The organism is Mycobacterium paraffinicum (assembly GCF_001907675.1).
GTDB lineage: Bacteria > Actinomycetota > Actinomycetes > Mycobacteriales > Mycobacteriaceae > Mycobacterium > Mycobacterium paraffinicum_A.
In genome coordinates this window covers 180,960-195,521 of record NZ_MPNT01000005.1, presented here as the reverse complement: position 1 = coordinate 195,521, position 14,562 = coordinate 180,960, and the positions used below count along the sequence as shown (strand labels likewise).

Below are 14,562 nucleotides of genomic sequence, written 5' to 3'. Positions count from 1 at the left end.
ACACCATCGTCGCACTCGACGCCGACACCGCGGGCAGAGAAACCAGTCACGACCCCTGCGGTCGCCGCACTTGGGGGCGAGGTTTAGCGCACTTTACTGGTAACGCTGCATATTCGATCTCTGCATATTCTTCGACGCGGCCGATCGCGGCACGCCGGCGTGTGCAAAAGCCCGCTGACCCCCGTGGTGCGTGGTGCGGCGAACTCTCCTTGTGTCGTGTCGACACTTGAGTTGGCGCACAAACACCGACATACCGTTGTCGCGGCAGTATCTGATGCTGGTGGCATGAACACGAACACGAACACGGTGGATACAAACTCGGTTGCTGCGGATGCCACGCTCGCCGTGTGGCTGACCATGTGGAATACGGACCCCCAGATTGCGCGTCGAATCTGCAGCGAGGACTTCGTCATTCATTTCTTGAACTCCGACACGGATGGCTCGAACCCGGGCGACGACGTGCTGGGCGCGGAAAGTTTCGCTCGATTCCTGGATTCGTATCGCGAGCTGCATCCGGATGTGGTGTTCACCGAGGTGGCACGGGCCGTGGACGGTGCGCACGGGCGGATGTTATGGAACGTGCGGGACCGGGAGGTGGCTGCGGGCGGGATCGATGTCTTCGACTTCACCGAGGATGGGCTGATCCGCGAGGTCTGGTCGGTGGGCGGGACGCGCACGCATCTCACCTGAGACCGGGGGAGACTTGCACCTATGAGGCGAGCTGAGAGGTTGTACGCGCTGGTCGATCTCCTGCGGGGATCACGCCGGCCGTTGTCGGCCGCTCGACTTTCGGAAGAGTTCGGGGTGTCGAAGCGCACGGTCGAGCGAGACATCCAGTCGCTTCAGCTTGCGGGGGTGCCGATCTATGCCGACCACGGGGTGGCGGGCGGATACTCAATTCTGCGGGAACACTCCTTGCCGCCGCTGAATCTCACGGTGCCGGAGTCACTGGCGGTGCTCGCTGGGCTTGGTTTATTGGAGACCTCGCCGTACGGTGCGGCGGCGCGCCGGGCGCGGGCGAAGGTCCTCGCGACCAGTCGCGAGGATCACCTCGCGCCAGTCGATGAGGCGTTGGCGTCCATGTTCGTCATCGACTCGCAGCCGCCGTCGGAGGCGGCGATGTCGCTGATTCCCGAGGCGATCGCCGCCCGCCGCGTCGTACGGTTGGATTACGTCTCTGAGGACGGCGCGACCCGCACCACCCGTGAGGTGGAGGCGATGGGTCTGCTCCGCGGGGGTGATGCGTGGGTGTTCGTGGGATGGTGTCGGCTGCGCGAAGGCATCCGCGGCTTTCACCTCGATCGCATCCGGCAGCTCGAGATCACCAAAGAGGTCTTCACCGAACGGGATCCTGCGATGCTCGATGCGGATCTGTCGCGGTGGCGCACCCGGCGGCTCGGATGACGCCTTATCCCTCAGCGACCCGGCGAGATGATCGATACGCGAGGACCATTGAGCGGCAGAGCAGTACGCGCTAACTCTACTGGTAACCCTGCATATTCGATCGCTGCATACTGACCAGGCAGGCCGTACTTCGTGGCTCGATTTGGCGGCGTAGTCGACGCACCCCCGTTTGCACGGGCTCGCGTCCTGAACTCGGGGAAGGGATTTCCCGAACTCCGACCTGTTGTCGGTCACTTAAGGCAAGATGATCCTCCGGCCGCCTTAGTGCGCTCAGACCTTGGGCCAGTAATTGATTCATCCAATGGATCACACCGGTTTAGCACCACGCCGCTACGTCATCCCGAAAAGGGTTCGGGCAACTGCCGATCCGTGCAGAGGCTACCGGATCAGCTCCATCCGGACGCGGCCACACATCGGCTGATCGGGGAACGGTTCGCCGCGTCGGCACTTAGCCCGGTGTTGCGGCCAGCCTTGACGGATATTCGGGATGATTGATCTCAGACGAACCCGGCGTTTCCCACCGTCATCCGCGCACTGAGACACCTACCTGAAACAAGCGATGCGCACGAGATGCGCTTCGCCCGCCGCATGGCGACGCCCAACTCGTCGCCAAGTACCGCAGCAGTCCGTTCCGTCGTCACAGCTTCCCGCGATCCGTCGCCGAAGACTAGCCACCCCAGGGGTTTGCCCCCGCGTCCCAACGCCGCTGCACGTCGGGGTACAGAGTCTGAAAGTGCTGCGGGATTGTCTGCTTGATCCCGCGGGTGAAGTCGTCGGTCAGGACCTCCGGTCGCCCGGCTTGTACGGCGTCGAGTGTCTGGGCCGCCACCTCGCCAGGAGCTATCTTGTCGTCTCTGACCGTGGCGGTCATGTCGGTGTCGATGAATCCGGGATGGACCCCGACGACAAGGGTTCCTGCCCCGTGCATTTCGAGGCGGAGGCCATTGGTCAATGACCATTCGGCCGCCTTCGATGCACAGTAGGACGCGTTGAAGGGCAGCGAATAGAAGCTCGCCACCGAGAGGACGTTGACCAAAGCTCCGCCACCGTTGGCTGCCAGCACCGGCGCGAACACGCGGGCCATTGTCAACGTGCCGAAGTAATTGGTGTCCATCTCCTTGCGAGCGGCGTCTGGATCCGAGGCCGACAGGAATGGCGACTCGAGCATTACCCCGGCGTTGTTGATGACGATGGTGGCATCGGGGGCCGCCGACGCGGCCGCGGAGACTGCGGCGGCGTCGGTGATGTCAAGGGCCACGGCGGTGATCCGATTGTCGTCGACGACGACCGAATCGGGATTGCGAGCCCCGGCGTACACCCGGGCGGCGCCGCGCTCCAGCAATGCCGTGACGTAAGCGCGACCCAGGCCGCGGTTGGCTCCGGTAACCACCGCCACGGCACGGGTAATCGGCACCCCCGTAGCCAATCGTGTTGTGTCCACGTCGTATTCTCCTTGTTCATCGTTGCGTCGTTCTCGACGACGGCTCACGTGGTGACCCATCTCGATATCGGTCATGATGACCTCCGGGACTGCGCTGCGCCGTGTCAATCGCGGCGAATGCATTGGATCGTGACAAGCGCTGCCGGTGTTGATGTTTCGCGACAGAAGTCGCGCCGGGCCTGCTCAATGGAGGTCACGCTCCTCTGATCGAGCCACCGCCGTCGGCGCGCAGGATATGCCCCGTGATGAAGGCGGCGTCGTCGGACAGCAGGAAGCCCACTGCCGCCGCGATCTCGCGCGGGGCGCCGAGACGGCCCATCGGCACCGCCGCGAGATAGCGTGCCTCACCTTCGGACCCGAGCGGATTGTTGGCGCGGAACAGTTCGGTTTCGGTGGGCCCGGGGGCCACCGCGTTGACCGTGACACCTGTGTCGGCGATTTCGGCGGCCCATGCGCGGGTACAGAATTCGAGCGCGGCCTTGGCAGATCCGTAGGCCGTGCGCTCGGCCATCCCGACAGTCACCAGACTGGTGATGTTGACGATCCGTCCCCATCCCTGAGCCAGCATCCCGGGCAGCACGGCTTGCGTCACTTGAACGGCCACCCGGACGTTCATGTCGAATACCGCGGCGAGGTCGTCGAGGTCCACCGTGCCCAGCTTCGCCGGGCGCACCAGCCCAACGTTGTTCACCAGGGCGTCGACCGGGCCTGCGTCGAGGATCTCGGTGAGCGCCCGTGCCGTCTGCTGGCGATCGGCCAGGTCGGCGACGACGAACGTGCCGGGGAACTGTGCTGGCGCGGTGCGGGCGATGCCGACCGGCTGGTGCCCGGCCGCGGCGAGCTGGTTCGACAGTTCCAGGCCAATTCCCTTGGAGGCGCCGGTGACCACGACTCGCCTGGTACCGGGCTCGCTCACTGCCGGTAGGCGAGGTCGGCGGCGGTTAGCCCTTCCAGCGCCATGCCGAAGGGCACACCCTCGACGATCCGCCGCAGCAGGTGCTGGTTCAGGGTTTGCTTCTGCAACGACCGGTACGACGGCGGCTTGGCTGCCAGGGTGCGAGCCAGTTCCAGGCCGCGGGCATACGCCCGGTCGTGGTCCACCACTTCGTTGACGACGCCCCATCGTTCGGCGGTGGCGGCGTCAATGGTCTCCCCGGTCCACAGCAGCCACTTCGCGCGGGCGGTGCCCGCGATCTCTTCCCAGACCACCTGCAAGCCGTCGCCTGCGGTGATGCCGAAGGCCGGGTGGGGGAAGTCCCCGTAGGTCGCGCGGTCGGAGGCAATGTGCACATCGGTGAGCAAGAGGTATTCCGAGTGCACCGTGGCCGGACCGTTGGCGACGCCGATGACTGGAATCGGCAGGCTTAGGAGTCGCTGCAACACGGCCAACCCCTCGCGGCGGATCTTCTCCCACACGACCGGTTTGAAGATCTCTCCGAGGCTGTCGCCGTCGATGCTGTCCATGAACGCATCGCCGGTGCCGGTCATGATGAGCGCCTGATTATCGATGTCGAGGGCAATGTCCTCAAGGGCCTTGGGCAGGTCTTCGTGCGTTTGGCCGGTAAAGGTGACCGGCCCGCCGTCGGTATGGAATCGCATCGTGAGCACGCCGTCCTCGGTGCGCTCGAAGGCAAGGTTCTCATAACGGGTGAAGTACGAGGGGGTGGACATGAGATGGTTCTCCTCTTCTTGGGTCAATGTGCTTGATGCCAAATGGCTTACGTGGATCAGATCAGTACCCGGGAAACAAAGCCCGCACGTCGTCGAGGGTTATCGAGCCCTCGACAGTGACGCCGTCGGAGTCGCGTAGACGTCCGTAGACGAGACGCAGGATCGCCTCGGCGCTGCCGCGCAGGGTTGCTGACGGCTCAGCTGGTTCGCAGGGCAATAAGTGCAGCTCGGCGCCAAGGGTTAGGCAGTGCACCCCGTCGGGGGAGTCCGTCCTGACCTCGACTTGCCGTGGCGCCAGCCGTGCCAGAACGTCGGGGGCTCGGAACCTCGTCACGACCAGGTCCAGCCGCTGCCATAGCAAGCTCACCTCCGCCGATGCGATCGCGGCGGCTGGGTTCACCGCGACCGCGATGTCCCACCCGTGCACGGACTGTTCGGAGAGCCGGTACCCGGCGTAGTCCCGAAGACTGAGTAGCCCGGCGAAGTACGGGACCTGGATCGGTAGGTCGGCTGCGGCCCGCAACGCGTCGCGGTGGGTGGCGTCGGCGTCAATCCACCGCATGTGCTGTTCTGCGGGCGTCATGGCATTCCACCGATCCCACACGGGCACGGTGTCTCGAGGGGTGGGCAAGAACACGTCACCGTCGACTCCGCGTCGTAGCAGGCCGGCTCCGATCTCGGCGGCACTGCCGAGGTGTGACAGCACCTGCCCGATGCTCCATCCCTGCGCGTACGACGGCGCGCCGAGTCCCGCGTCGCCCATGTCGGCGACGAGTTCGCGAAGTCTCCGCGAGCTCTCGTCGACCGCGGCCAACCAGTCGGCCGTCGCGGTCGTCATTGTGTGGTTGCTCATCATGATTCCCTTCGACACGTCCAACTCAACGCGTTTCCGCGGCCCAATGCGCGGGCCGGCGCATACCGGCCTCGAAGGTCGGCATTGGACACGCTTATGGGTGCAGGTGGTGTGATGTTCGGGTGGAACTTCGCGAGATGCGCATGTTCGTCGCGGTGGTGGAGGAGGGCAGCGTCACCGCGGCTGCGCGGCGCCTGCACATCAGCCAGCCCGCATTGTCGCAGGCGATGGTCGCCCTGGAACGCCGACTCGGGTTGCACCTGCTGGTGCGGCACCGAACCGGCATCACGCTCACCGACGCCGGCAGCACTCTGCTCATCGAATCGCGCGCCGTGCTGGCGCGGCATGACCAAGCCCTTGCCGCCCTCAACCGCCATGAGCCACCTGGGGAGGTCCTGCGCCTCGGAATTCCCTTGGAGTTGCTACCCGACTTGCTCCCCGGACCGCTGGCGAGCCTGGGTGCGGCGCATCCCGAGACCCGCGTTCAGGCCCGGCACGCTTCCACGGCTGTCCAACTCGACGCCCTTCGCGTGGGGGATCTCGATGTCGGCCTCGTGCGGGAACGGCCCACCGGGCCCGACCTCGACGCATCCCTGGCCGCCGAGGAACGGTTGGGCGTGTTGGTGGCCCGCAGCCGCGCCGAGCCACTGCTCGGCGGTCGCGGCCTGCGACTGGATGCTCTCGCCGGTTTGGAGTGGGTTGGGTTCCCGCGCTCTGGGAGCCCCGCGTGGTTCGACGAACTCACCGCGATCCTGCGCAGCCACGGGCTCAATCCGGGCCTCGACGCCCCGGCCGGCGAGCAGCTGATCGCCGAAGTGAAGCTGGCGGCGGTGACCTCGGGTCGCGCCTTTGCCCTAGCGCCGCCGCACTGGTCACAACCCATGCCCGACGAGGTGGCCTGGTACCCGCTGGTCGGTCACCCGCTCGTCCGGCGCACCTGGGTGGTGTGGCCGGCGAACTCCCGGCGCCGCGACATCGCCCTGTTCGTCGACGCCCTGCAGTGCGACCCGACCGACAGCGGTGTGAGCTGACCATCTCGCGCAAACCTGATGTCCCTCGACACCTCGCTTTCCGTCCCTGCGCTCAGGCGCAGTGTTAGGCGCCATGTCATCGAGTTCAAACTCTTCGGTGGTGTGTCACCGTCCTCGGTCATTCAAACGTATAGCGCCAGGTCAGAGAAACAGGATTCTTGGGAGCGATCGGAAGTCCCATCGGTCGAGACCGGACCGTGAAGGCGAACACTCGACCGGGGTCACAATCAGTGACCATGCATGATGTCCAGTATCGGGGTCCCTTCTCGTTGCGTACGACCTGACCCCTGAACATCGCGCCGCGACTGGGACCTGTGGCACCGTCCAGCCATTCAGCCGCGACAGTTTCGGGACTGAACCGTCCGATCTGAGTGACGTCGCTGACGAGATTCCAAACGTCCCTAGGCGGTGCGCAGATTCTGATCGTCGCCGTTCCCCGCATCGAACGACACTTCAGGCTGGTACGTCGGCATGTCTTATTCGACGCCATGTGGTAAGGGTGGCGTTGATTCGTCACCGACTCAATGCCTCGCACTGCCAACTGCTGCCATCTGCCGCGCTCTCCGTATAGTCTCAGTCCTTGGCGTCGTCGACGAGAGTTGTGCACGCTGCGATGACGAACTCGGGGACTGCGTCGAATTCTTTTGATTCAGTTGCATCACGTACTCGTTCTCGATGGGGTACGTCTCGTTGACGAATTTGGTAAAAACCTAGTCACCCTTGAAAGATTCAGGGTCAAGACTGATGTCTGTCGCTGTTCGTGAAAGCTGACGTCGCTCCGTGATGGTGTCTCATTCGGCTCGTTTGTCGAACTGGGCGCGGATTGCTTCAGCGGCTTCGGGGTTGTCTTCGGCGAGCTGTTGGAGGTAGGTGACGACGTCGCCGACGGTGCGCAGGCTTGCGAGGTCTTCGTCGGGGATTTTCAACGCCGCATTTGTCCTAGGTCGGACGGCGATCTCGACCATTGATAGTGAGTCGATGCCCAGGTCGTCGACGAAGGATTTCTCGATGGTGACTTCCGCTGGTTCGATGCCGGTGACTTCTTCGATGATTTCGGCGATGCCGGCGATGAGCTCTTCTTGGGTGATGGCCACGGGAGTCCATTTCGGTTGGTTGCGCGTCAGTGGTTGTAGACAGCGGTGCCACGATGCCCAACCAGGCCGCGCCTGATGTGGTGTGCTGCGACGTGTGTGAGGAAGCCTGGTGCGATGAGGCGTTGCGGTGGATCGATGAAGTTGGCGACGCGCATGAGGCGTTCGGTGACGACTATGTTGTCGGCCGCGGCTTCGAGGATTTTGCGGCGAGTCCACGCGATCGCGCGGCCCGAGAGCGGCGAGGAAGACGTGTCGTCACGGCCGGATGGCCGTTGCGCGTTGGAGGCCCACACGGGTTTGGTGATCGCAGCGACTGCTGCGTAGAAGGCTTGCGGGTCAACCTGGTTGGTGCGACGGAGTTCGTCCCGCAGGGTGGTGGCGTGCAGGGTGGCCATTGTCATGCCTTGACCGTTGATCGGGTCCAGGCTGCATAGTGCGTCACCGAGGACGAGCAGACCCTGCGGGTGGCGTGCCAGTCGGTCGTAGCGCCGCCATGTCCCTCCGGGATAGCGGTATGTCTGTACCTCGGTCAGGGGTTGCGCAGCGTGAAGGGCCGGTCGGATGTGTGGGGGGATGAAGTCCTGCGCGAGGGTGAGCATGTCGGCGAAATCGGTTGGCGTATGGGTTAGGTCGCCAGCTCGGCCGGCGATCGTCAACGTCCATATGTTGTGCTCGCAGGCCATGATGCCGCCGCGCTGGGCCTTGCCCTCGGGAAGGACGAGAATGAGGCGTTCCAGGAAGCTGTCCTGGTCGGGGATCTCGATCTGCTGGCTGTAGTAGATGCCGTCGGCGGTGAATGTCTGCTCGGTGGGGCGGGGGAAGCCGAGCCGTTTCAAGAGCAGCGGTGTGCGGGTGGCGCGGCCCGTGGCATCGATGATCAAATCCGCGCAGAGCGTCTCGGAGCTGGTCAAGTCGCGGGCGCTGACGCTGACACCGGTGATGCGGTGTGGTCTCGTAGAGACAAGTTCGCCGACGTCGTGACCGTCGAGGAACGCGACGTTCGATCGGGCCTGGACTCGGCGGCGAAGGTGGAATTCCAGAAACGGCCGGCTGGCGAGGTAAGTGGTCAAGGCCGCCGGGTCCGCGGCCCGGTCGGTCCGGTTGAAGGTGTAGCGGCCGATGCGGCTGTAGATCCTGCGCATGTCGGGGTCGTCGAGAACCAGCGCACCCGCCTCAACGATATCGGCGAGGAACCCGGGGTGTAGTTCCTCCATGATCTGGGAGCCGCGACTGAGCAGACTGTGCAAATGGCGTCCCTGCGGTACTCCGCGCCGATCAACGGGGTTGTCGGGCAACCGGTCTCGCTCCACGACCGTCACTAGCGCGTAGTGCTCGGCGAGCACCGTCGCGGCGACCAGACCTGCGATGCCCGCGCCGAGGACAACGGCGTGATCGTTCAACTTAGCCTCCTAGAAGCAGTGTAAGCGACGGTTCGTCGTTGACATACTGCTAGTCGGTATACGACTACAGGTCGATGAGTATGATCAGGATGGTGAGCGACGTCAAGGTCAGTCGGCGTGAGCGATATGCCGCGCAAACATGTGAAGCAGTCCTTGGATCAGCCAAGACGTTGTTTGTGTCGAAAGGATTCGACGCGACCTCCGTTGACGAGATCGCCGACCTCGCCCAGGCAAGCAAAGGGGCTGTCTACCACCACTTTCGCGATAAGCAGGCGATCTTCGCCGAGCTATTCCGCGCCAGCCAGGAAGCGGTGACAGCCAAGGTCATCGAGGCGATGCCGACCGCGACTGAAGAGCCGTGGGCAAAGGTGCAAGTCGCAGTCCGGTTGTTCCTGCACGGCTACGTCGCTGACCAGGATGCCCGCGCACTCCTTCGGCAGGTGGTCAGCGTCTTGGGTTGGAGTCGCGTGCGAGAACTCAACGAACAGCAGACGCTGCCCTTCCTGCGAGCAACCCTGGAAGGGTTCATCGCCAACGGCTACGTCCGCCCAGTGCCCATCCAAGCCACTGTCGAACTCTTCTTCAGCATGTTCTACAACGCCGTTCTGTTCATCACCGACGCAGACGACCCTGACACCGCCTCAGATGAGGTCGAAACGGTCATCTTGTGCGCACTCGAAGGACTCCGACCCAGCGTGACGGTCTCCGCTCGATAATGGAGCCGTGGGTCTTCAGCCGTTCACGCCGAGGGACCCCGTGGTCTTCACGGCTCATCCGCCGAACCTCGGTCCAGGTCCGCTCGATCCATGCCCGTGCCAGTCCGGATTGCCCCCCACAGACTGCCATGCGAGCGTCGCCCGCGGCGGATGGATCCTGCCCAAGTTCACACCGTTGGTCTCCGGGCCGCGGACAGGAGTGGCCGTCCAGGGTTGTTACGCCGCCGCTGCGTGTGATTGTGAGGGGTCTCTAACTGACGAGCACTGGCTTTCGGAGGGGGTGCTGCGCGAGACATCGCGTCAAGACTTCTGGGGAGATCAACGAAGATCGCGTCATGCAACATGCGCCGACGCCGGCGCCGCCATGCCTTGGTCGAGATGCCGCCCGATTGAGTGAGAAAACATATGTTGCACAACATGATTCATAAGATGGAGCAGTTTACTGGTAACCCTCAGTATTCGATTCCGCTGTATTCCGTGCCATCGGTTCTGTCTATTGGATCATCGCTCAGGGATGGAGTCCGGGAGGGCACGTGGAGTCAGCGTTGGGTATTGGCCATCGTTCTTTCGCCGGAGGATGCCGGCCTAAACCGCGCTCGAATGTTTGCTGGCGATTGAAGTAGAGCTGTACGGCACCAGGCCGGCTTTACGTCGCGGCCGCAGATCCGCAGGACTCAGCGGCTGCTTTGATTCGCAATAGGGTTTCTTGAATGTCGGTTCGCAGCGCTGCCTTCCGGCCTGTTTCGCCATAGACTGTTCCGACGATGAACCACCCGAAAGTGGTGGTCGGCTTGATGACGGTGTATGACTCGGTTACGTGGGTCGCACCGTCGTCCGGGGCGAATTGGTAGCGCCATTCAAGGGTTCCGGCGAGTAGCACCGAACGCCTGAATGCAAAATCATGGCCGGAGTCGGCGATGGTGATAACGGGCGTGTTACTCGGTGCGTATCTGCGGCGCGGAGCGGATCGAGCACGGAATCGTGCACCTACCGGGGCGCTGTCGCTCCACCCACCCATTGGGATCTCACGACGTTCGGACTGAATTGCTGCGTCCGGGTGATATCGGCTATCAGGTCATACAGTGCGGGGGCGTGGCCCGGATGACGAGGCTGACCTCATCGTGGTCGAGTTCTTGCCGCATTACTGGATGTCCTCCTGGCTGCCTCTGGAATCAGGATGTGGGCCATGGCATTTCGGGTCAATGGGCGGTTTCGTGCTCGATCGCGGTGGCAACTCGAACGGGGATGTGCCGGAAGCCGTTCAGGGTTGCTAGTTCGCCCGATGTCGGGGTGCCGGTCATCTGTAGGTCGGGGAATCGGTCAAAGAGTGCCTGAAGTGCCACGGTTGCCTCCATACGGGCGAGGCTGGCGCCGAGGCAGGCGTGCAGGCCGCTGCTGAATGACAGGTGCTCTTTCGCATTGGTTCGGGTGAGATCGAAGGTGTCGGGTTTAGTGAATACGACCGGGTCGCGGTTGGCGCCGCCCAGTAGGAGTGCGACCGGGTCGTGGGCACGGAGTTGTTGGCCGCCAATCTGCGTGATTCATCGGATGAAAATGCGGTACTTAACTTGACATAATGTCGCTTATCGGCACAACGGGTATAGCCCGGGTCGCAGACGAGAGCGGCCGTCGCGGGTCCCGACCTGCGATTACCCGGTCGAAGCGGCTATCGCCCAACCGTGCGCCGATAAATCTCGCCAGGGTAATCGAGTGTGCGTTCAGGGCATCGAGTGTGCGTCCACGGCGACGACACGCCGATCGGCGCCACCATAGGCGCACTCTCAAATGAGCGCTGGGGTGCGGCAGTTAAGGAGCCGACACCGCCAATCCGCGGCTTCCTGCCTACCCGGCCCAAATTGTCACTGTGACGAAATCCCGTGCGGCTCAGCGGTATTGCGTCACTCGCCGGCACGCAGCAGATGACCCGGTTCACGAAAAAGGGCCGCCTTCGCGAGATCTGGCCCGCGAACCGCTCACCGGTGAGACGCCGACACGCCGGAGCGGCCCACCCCGCCGCATTGAGTATCCGGTCAAGGCTTCGAGCGTGCGTCCACGGCGACGACACGCCGACAAGTGCCGCCATGGGCGCACTCTCAATGGCGCGAACATTCGGCGATCGGCTTCGCACGCCAAGAAGCAACGATCGCCGATCCCCGCTTCCCCGCCCAGGACCTCCCCAATACGTCACTGTGACGAATTGACCCGTCCCAACCCCGAGAGCCCGCGTCGCGAAGTCAGTTCAATTTATGACGCCAGCGCTTGGGGGCCGCGCTGCGATGGGTGTCGGTCGACCAGAGATGACCGCAATCCGAGCATTGCAGGTGCACCAGCGTGCCCCTGTTGCTCAGGAGATATTGCCAGTGTGTGTCGCAATTGCGGGTGCTTCGACAATCGGCACATCTGGCGCGGTGATCGCAGCGCGGACACGGCAACCAGGCGCGCCGGCCACGGTCGGCCGTCGGATCAATCGGCAGCACGAGCGATCGTCCGTTCGGGCAAGACGCCGGCGCGGACCAACTCGTCGTAGACGCGCTGCTGCTCCTCATCGAGGTCCGAGTACAGCATTTCGTATGCCTTCTCTTCCTCTTCAAGCACGGCGACCGGGTCCCAGTCGTCACCCATCGCTTCGAGCATTGCGCTGCGCCTACGAGCCTCGTCGAGGCTCAGGTCATAGTTAAAGTCGAGGTTGGCCATCGCGCTCCCAGCCATTAGATACGCAAACGAACGGTAAGGATGGCCTAATTAGCGCCCGTCAGTCTATGAACTGGGTCACTATTGTTGCTTGACATTCGTCACACCGGCTCCGGCGGCCGTATGGTTCGTCGGATTTTCGGTGCGGCACGTCCGACGACGGGGTCGTAGGGCTGCCGCATGCCCCTAACCCTGCCCTCGGACCCCCTATCCCTCTCCCCGCCCGTCGCCGACAATACGTCACTGTGACGAATACTGTTGCAGCGCAGGGCTATTGACGAATCACCCCTTGCCGGCGGGCCACGACCTCGGCGCGGTCAAACTTCGTACTTCAACCCTCGGGCTTGTGGACCTTCGGGAAGTACATCTCTTGTTTCACCTCGCACACCAGTCCGCCGTCGCGGTTGAACATCGTCCCACTCGCCAGCGCCAGCGAACCCGCGCTACTCGGTGACGAGCGGTCGTAGAGAAGCCAATTCGACAACGCCGCCGGAGCGTGGAACCACACACGAATGATCACGTTGGGCTGACGCCCCGGCGCCTCCACGCACCGCGAATGCGGGTTCGGTCAACGTCACCGCCGACAGGTACGCCACCAGGCTGGCGGCCAGCACCGGATCATCGGCCACCTGCCCGTCGGGTCGCCACCACATTCGCGCCCGTGCGGGTGGAACGACCTCGGTGTCGACGATCCGGCGCTCGAACCAGCGCAGGCTCGCCCACCGCCCTTGGGCGCTCTCGTCGGACTCCGCCAGGTGCGGCGGTGCCCAGGGCAGGGACTCCGGGCTGGAGACCTCGGGCATGGGTGGTTGGTAGACAACCTGAGCGGGCGCGGACTCGGCGACTTTGAAGGACGACATCGCTTCCATCAGAATCTTGCCGTCTTGACGCGCCGTGACCCGGCGCGCTGAAAAAGTCCGGCCTTGCTGGAGGTCGACAACTTCGAAGTCCACCGATCGACGCGAATCGCCTGGGCGCAGGAAATACGTGTGGACGCTGTGCGGCACACGGCCTGGTGTGGTGTGGCTTGCCGCCAACAAAGCCTGAGCCGAGATATGCCCGCCGAGAATGTGATTGGCGGGCGCATGCAGCTGCTGCCCAACGAACAGGCCCTCGCCGACTCTATCGAGCTCCAAGGTGGCGAGCACGTCGTCCAGCGAAGATGACATCACGACTTATCTTGCCGGATGGTTTTCTCACGCACTCAGGCGCCGGTAGCGGTCAAGCCGCCGCAGGGCCTGTGCCGACGCCCGCCCCGAGGCAGGCTGCAGCGCGCCGTCGACTCGCGCACGGACGGCATCGACGTCGAGATCCATTCCGATCGCCACAAGACAATTGGCCATGGCCCCCCGCGGCGCAGGCCCGATGTGGATTGCGCTACCCACCAGATTGACGACATAGCTCTGAACGGTCGCGCGGTGGCGCACTGCCACGATCCCTTTCAGCCTGAACACCTGCGGCGGCGGATCTTCGAGAAGGTCGAACAATGCATCGGGGTCGACGCATCCGGAGCTGCGGACGGTAACGGCGTCGGCATGGACGTGCTCATGGTCATGCTCGGGGGCCAGATCCAGGAACGAGAGCTGCCCAACCTGGCCGGCTGTGGCGGACGCGTCGAAGAGCAGCTCTGGGGCTATCTGGCCACCCGTTGTCGCCACGACATGTATGCGCGGGTTACGTTGCGCGGCACGCTGTGTGACGCGTTGCACGATCGCCGCCCGCTCGCCCTCGGGCACCTGGTCGAGCTTGTTGACGACGATCAGCGACGCCGCGCCGTAGCGCACCGGCGGCAGGGCGCCGGAGTCGACGGTGTCGAAGTGGTTCACGGCGTCGACGACGTCGACAATCCCGCCCGGGCGAACCCCGCGGATCTCACTGAAGCCGATGAGCCGCGCGATGGCCACCGGGTCGGCCAGACCGCTGGCCTCGACGACGATGGCATCAAGGCGCCGAGCCGGGTTCGCGAGCTTGACGAGTGCGTCGCCGAGCCCACCGCCGTCGGGTAGGCAACAGATGCATCCCCCGGCGATCGAGGCTGGCTCGTCGACCTGTCCGGCCACCAAGCCCGCGTCGATGTTGATGTCGCCGAAGTCGTTGACCACCACACCGATTCGGGTGTCGGGATGGCGTAACAAGTGGTTGAGCAACGTCGTCTTGCCGGCTCCGAGGTGACCAGTGAGCGCGATGACGGGTATCGCAGCCACGCCTTACCCTCCACGTCGACGACCGGACATCCGATGCTAACCGGGGCAGCATGCACA

Annotated in this window: 13 protein-coding genes and 2 pseudogenes; 4 read left to right on the top strand and 11 right to left on the bottom strand. The window is 63.9% G+C overall.

The window, feature by feature from the left end; translation table 11 throughout:
- Positions 1 to 285: 285 nt before the first annotated feature.
- A complete protein-coding gene (locus BRW65_RS08315; RefSeq protein WP_073873391.1) occupies positions 286 to 690 on the top strand; it encodes a nuclear transport factor 2 family protein in 405 nt (134 codons plus the stop codon).
- 21 nt (positions 691 to 711) lie between these two features.
- The gene (locus BRW65_RS08310) at positions 712 to 1,404 is read left to right on the top strand and encodes a helix-turn-helix transcriptional regulator (RefSeq protein ID WP_073873389.1); all 693 of its coding nucleotides are present in this window, start codon (positions 712 to 714) and stop codon (positions 1,402 to 1,404) included.
- 667 nt (positions 1,405 to 2,071) lie between these two features.
- Here BRW65_RS08310 and BRW65_RS08305 read toward each other — a convergent pair.
- The 4 genes from BRW65_RS08305 to BRW65_RS08290 all read right to left on the bottom strand — a co-directional run bounded on the left by BRW65_RS08305 (position 2,072) and on the right by BRW65_RS08290 (position 5,369).
- Positions 2,072 to 2,845: an SDR family oxidoreductase gene (locus BRW65_RS08305; protein ID WP_244168029.1), complete on the bottom strand. Its 774-nt coding sequence runs from the start codon at positions 2,843 to 2,845 to the stop codon at positions 2,072 to 2,074.
- Between the two features lie 193 nt (positions 2,846 to 3,038).
- A complete protein-coding gene (locus BRW65_RS08300) occupies positions 3,039 to 3,734 on the bottom strand; it encodes an SDR family oxidoreductase (RefSeq protein ID WP_279627653.1) in 696 nt (231 codons plus the stop codon).
- A 23-nt stretch (positions 3,735 to 3,757) separates the two neighbouring features.
- Positions 3,758 to 4,516 carry an enoyl-CoA hydratase/isomerase family protein gene (locus tag BRW65_RS08295; RefSeq protein WP_073873385.1) on the bottom strand — a complete coding sequence of 253 codons (759 nt, stop codon included), beginning with the start codon at positions 4,514 to 4,516 and terminating at the stop codon, positions 3,758 to 3,760.
- A 61-nt stretch (positions 4,517 to 4,577) separates the two neighbouring features.
- On the bottom strand, positions 4,578 to 5,369 hold the full coding sequence (locus tag BRW65_RS08290; protein ID WP_167374015.1) for a maleylpyruvate isomerase family mycothiol-dependent enzyme: 792 nt from the start codon (positions 5,367 to 5,369) through the stop codon (positions 4,578 to 4,580).
- A gap of 122 nt (positions 5,370 to 5,491) precedes the next feature.
- Between BRW65_RS08290 and BRW65_RS08285 the strand changes: the two genes are divergently transcribed.
- Positions 5,492 to 6,400, top strand: coding sequence for a LysR family transcriptional regulator (locus BRW65_RS08285; protein ID WP_208611769.1), 909 nt, complete (start codon positions 5,492 to 5,494; stop codon positions 6,398 to 6,400).
- A gap of 127 nt (positions 6,401 to 6,527) precedes the next feature.
- Here BRW65_RS08285 and BRW65_RS08280 read toward each other — a convergent pair.
- From BRW65_RS08280 to BRW65_RS08270, 3 genes and pseudogenes are all read right to left on the bottom strand, one after another.
- Positions 6,528 to 6,842, bottom strand: a pseudogene (locus BRW65_RS08280) (SRPBCC family protein); the annotation flags it as partial.
- A gap of 349 nt (positions 6,843 to 7,191) precedes the next feature.
- A complete protein-coding gene (locus BRW65_RS08275; RefSeq protein WP_073873379.1) occupies positions 7,192 to 7,494 on the bottom strand; it encodes an acyl carrier protein in 303 nt (100 codons plus the stop codon).
- Positions 7,495 to 7,520: 26 nt separating this feature from the next.
- Positions 7,521 to 8,894, bottom strand: a complete 1,374-nt coding sequence (locus BRW65_RS08270) for an FAD-dependent oxidoreductase (protein ID WP_073873377.1) — start codon at positions 8,892 to 8,894, stop codon at positions 7,521 to 7,523.
- 92 nt (positions 8,895 to 8,986) lie between these two features.
- Here BRW65_RS08270 and BRW65_RS08265 point away from each other — a divergent pair, with 92 nt between their 5' ends.
- The gene (locus tag BRW65_RS08265) at positions 8,987 to 9,610 is read left to right on the top strand and encodes a TetR/AcrR family transcriptional regulator (RefSeq protein WP_073873537.1); all 624 of its coding nucleotides are present in this window, start codon (positions 8,987 to 8,989) and stop codon (positions 9,608 to 9,610) included.
- A 1,199-nt stretch (positions 9,611 to 10,809) separates the two neighbouring features.
- Here BRW65_RS08265 and BRW65_RS32625 read toward each other — a convergent pair.
- From BRW65_RS32625 to BRW65_RS08235, 4 genes and pseudogenes are all read right to left on the bottom strand, one after another.
- Complete coding sequence (locus BRW65_RS32625) at positions 10,810 to 11,142, bottom strand: cytochrome P450 (RefSeq protein ID WP_279627655.1); 333 nt, start codon at positions 11,140 to 11,142, stop codon at positions 10,810 to 10,812.
- A gap of 931 nt (positions 11,143 to 12,073) precedes the next feature.
- Positions 12,074 to 12,304 carry a DUF6400 family protein gene (locus tag BRW65_RS08245; protein WP_139272925.1) on the bottom strand — a complete coding sequence of 77 codons (231 nt, stop codon included), beginning with the start codon at positions 12,302 to 12,304 and terminating at the stop codon, positions 12,074 to 12,076.
- Between the two features lie 328 nt (positions 12,305 to 12,632).
- Positions 12,633 to 13,470: pseudogene (locus tag BRW65_RS08240) on the bottom strand (acyl-CoA thioesterase).
- A 27-nt stretch (positions 13,471 to 13,497) separates the two neighbouring features.
- A complete protein-coding gene (locus BRW65_RS08235) occupies positions 13,498 to 14,505 on the bottom strand; it encodes a CobW family GTP-binding protein (RefSeq protein ID WP_073873371.1) in 1,008 nt (335 codons plus the stop codon).
- Between the last annotated feature and the right edge of the window lie 57 nt (positions 14,506 to 14,562).